The 2,071-nt window shown below is 19.7% G+C and carries 5 protein-coding genes and 1 pseudogene; all 6 read right to left on the reverse strand.

Annotated elements, in window-relative coordinates; translation table 4 throughout:
• Window positions 1-325: DUF3627 domain-containing protein (locus C6B38_RS02535; RefSeq protein ID WP_105298535.1), on the reverse strand; the 325-nt coding region annotated here is incomplete at its 3' end.
• On the reverse strand, window positions 309-470 hold the full coding sequence (locus tag C6B38_RS09700; RefSeq protein WP_162475820.1) for a hypothetical protein: 162 nt from the start codon (window positions 468-470) through the stop codon (window positions 309-311). The genes C6B38_RS02535 and C6B38_RS09700, both read right to left, overlap by 17 nt.
• A 106-nt stretch (window positions 471-576) precedes the next feature.
• Window positions 577-750, reverse strand: a pseudogene (locus C6B38_RS02545) (DUF3627 domain-containing protein); the annotation flags it as partial.
• Window positions 734-895: a hypothetical protein gene (locus C6B38_RS09705; RefSeq protein WP_162475820.1), complete on the reverse strand. Its 162-nt coding sequence runs from the start codon at window positions 893-895 to the stop codon at window positions 734-736. The gene C6B38_RS09705 and the pseudogene C6B38_RS02545, both read right to left, overlap by 17 nt.
• A 567-nt stretch (window positions 896-1,462) precedes the next feature.
• Complete coding sequence (locus C6B38_RS02555; RefSeq protein WP_233485491.1) at window positions 1,463-1,645, reverse strand: hypothetical protein; 183 nt, start codon at window positions 1,643-1,645, stop codon at window positions 1,463-1,465.
• Window positions 1,646-1,873: 228 nt separating this feature from the next.
• On the reverse strand, window positions 1,874-2,071 hold a 198-nt coding region (locus C6B38_RS02560), incomplete at its 5' end, for a hypothetical protein (RefSeq protein WP_233485492.1).

Below are 2,071 nucleotides of genomic sequence, written 5' to 3' on the forward strand. Positions count from 1 at the left end.
TTTTAGTAAAATAATTTTGTTTATATTGATTATATAAATTGATTAATTCTGTTCCAGTTAAATATTTTCAAATATTTCGCTTTAAATTTTCATCATATTTTACAATAGGGTAAGAATTATCATAAATCAAACCGATTGCTACTTGTTCCAAATGTTTTTCACTCGGATAAATAAACTTATTACTCAATCAAAAACCAATATGACGATTATGATTGGGTAAATTAATAAAACTTGCTTTTTTTGTTGTAAAAGGTATAAATTCCTTACTAATAAAATAATTTTCTACATTCTGATTTTTCTTAACAAAATTACTCAATTTTATCATCTCCTCGTCTTACTGGTCTTAACATTGTACCTTTTCTTAATACTCCATTATTAATAATTTCTAACGGTAATAATTGTTTCTTAAATACTGCAACTCTAAATTCTACCTTAATTTCAAAAATATATTTTATATACATAATAATCACAAAAATAATACCTATAAAAGCATATACAGACATAATAATTGCAAATACAAAGTGTGGAAAATCTTTATCATTTCAAATCAATATTGAAAAATAAATAAAAGAACAAATGTTTTTCACTCGGATAAATAAACTTATTACTCAATCAAAAACCAATATGACGATTATGATTGGGTAAATTAATAAAACTTGCTTTTTTTGTTGTAAAAGGTATAAATTCCTTACTAATAAAATAATTTTCTACATTCTGATTTTTCTTAACAAAATTACTCAATTTTATCATCTCCTCGTCTTACTGGTCTTAACATTGTACCTTTTCTTAATACTCCATTATTAATAATTTCTAACGGTAATAATTGTTTCTTAAATACTGCAACTCTAAATTCTACCTTAATTTCAAAAATATATTTTATATACATAATAATCACAAAAATAATATTAACAATAGTTATTAAAATATAAAATCATAAAAATACAAAGTGTGGAAAATCTTTATCATTTCAAATCAATATTGAAAAATAAATAAAAGAACTTAAAAAACCAAAAACCAACAATATACCAAAAAAACAATTAAACTTAATAAAAAATATCTTTAATAAAATCTCTCTTTATTTTTTTATATTCCTTAGTTGTTTTAAATTTCATATCCATAATATAATCTCCTAACTAAATATTTGTTTAATAAACAATGTTATAAATAATGTTTATATAATGTTTATTTATTGCAATAAACACTGATTATTAACAATGTTATAAATAATGCTAATATATTGTTTATTTAATGTTTAATAAACACTGTTAATAAACATTGTTAAATATATAAAATAATAAAAATTGGCACACTGAAAAATAATATTTAATTTTTAACAATAGTTATTAAAATATAAAATCATAAATTTATAATTAAGTTGATATTATTATGGTTTTCTCTCTGTATAAATTATTTTAAATAGAAAGGAGAAATAAAATATCGAAGAAATAATAAATTCATTTTTCTATTTAATAAATTCATTTTTTACAAATGTGATAGCATCTATTTTTTGATTATCATGAATGGTATCACCAATTAAAACAATTATTTTACTAATAATAATTTTAATAATAAYTTTTAAATTTATTATTTGAATTTTTAATAAATTAACAAATTTATAAATATTTTTATACAGAGAGAAAACCATAATAATACCTTAAATATAATTAAATTGATATTTTTACACTATATACTGCCTACAAGTTTTTTCATCTTGTTAACATTATAAATAATAACCAAAATAATTAAATTTATTTAAAAATAAATTTGTAGACAGTGTATAGTGCAAAAATAAACAACAAAATTATTTAATCAAATCACATATAAAAACTAGTGTGCCACAGTTAAAATACATGATAAATAATAAATATAAATACTAAAATCCTTTAACCATAACACGGAAAAAGTTTAAGATTTTAATAATACAAAATATAGCAAATGGAATTAATATAATCCACGCTTTACCTAAGAAAACCATTATCTCAGGTAAAATATTTGTTATACCTTCTTTAACTTTTCATAATGCACTAGTCAAACCAGTTCAAATCCCAGTCATATCCTCAGTCATAGTTTT

It is taken from the genome of Spiroplasma sp. ChiS (assembly GCF_002968355.1).
Lineage (GTDB): Bacteria > Bacillota_I > Bacilli_A > Mycoplasmatales > Mycoplasmataceae > Spiroplasma > Spiroplasma citri.